The 1259-nt window shown below is 46.2% G+C and carries 1 protein-coding gene; it reads left to right on the forward strand.

Translation table 11 applies throughout. The features are described 5' to 3' along the window. Positions 1-1259 (forward strand): transglycosylase SLT domain-containing protein (locus R8269_RS24845; protein ID WP_318222860.1); only part of this gene is annotated, 1259 nt, incomplete at both ends.

Consider the following 1259-nt stretch of genomic DNA (forward strand, 5'->3'; position numbering starts at 1 on the left):
TACGTTGCTCAGTTAAAACAAGGCAAACAAGTTGCAGCCTTTAAAGGCGCAGAAGACATGTGGCTAAGCGGTTCTAGCATCGCGAGTGAGTGTGACCCGTTATTTAATGCTTGGGATAAAGCGGGTGGACGTACAGACGATTTGGTTCTGCAACGCATGTTGTTGGCGTTTGATGCTCGTAACGGTAGTTTGATGGCTTATTTGCAAAAGCTGCCAAGCTCTGCAAAAGCGAAACAACAAGCGCAAGAAATGAAAGCGTTGTTTGATAAACCTGCGACGGTGGCTGAGTTTGCTAAGAAAAAGCCAGCCAATGACTTTTATCGTGCTCAGAGTGAATATGCGTTAGAAAAGCTAGCTCGCATGGATGTCAATCAAGCTCAAAAAGCGTATGCGCAAGTCGTGAAAGGACAAAAATTCTCAGCAGAAAAAGCCCAAGCACTTGCGGACTACATTGCGATTCGTCTGATTCGTACTGAATCCGATTCACTAGCCAAATGGCGAGATGATAAGACGAAAACCAGTAAAAATGTCGCTTTGATCGAAAATCGTATCCGTCTAGCAATTCAAAATGCAGATTGGAAAGGTGTTCAACAGTGGATTGCCGTACTCAACAAAGATGAGCAAGCCTCGCTTCGCTGGCAATATTGGTTAGGTCGAAGTGAGATTGCGCTGGGTGATGATATTGCTGGCAAACAGCGATTGGCGACCTTAGTTGGTCAGCGCAATTTCTACAGCGTGGCTGCGGCGAATGCGATTGGTCAGTCAATCAAATATCCATCTCATCGTATTAAGCTCGATACTAAGGTTATTCACCCGTATCAAAACTCTCTCACTCGTATTGAAGAGTTGATTGCGACAGATAAAATTGCGGCAGCGAAAAGTGAGTGGGCGCATTTGCTGAGTCGCGTAGGTAAAGATGAAAAGGCGATGTTGGCGGCGTATGCCTCATCCAAGAATTGGCATCACCTAACCGTCACAGCCAGTATCCAAGCGCAAATGTGGGACAACATTGAACTGCGATTCCCAATTGCGCACCGCTGGTGGTTCAACTTTTATGCGAAGAAGCATGACATCGACCCGATTACGATGATGTCGTTAGCCAGACAAGAAAGTGCATTGGATTCAGAGGCGCGTTCTCCGGTTGGGGCTCGTGGTATCATGCAAATCATGCCAGCGACTGCGAAGTACACGGCACGTAAATACAAGCTGACTTATCAAGGTAGCGATGATTTATACAACGTCGGCAAAAACATCGAGAT

Source organism: Vibrio sp. Vb0667 (assembly GCF_033391095.1).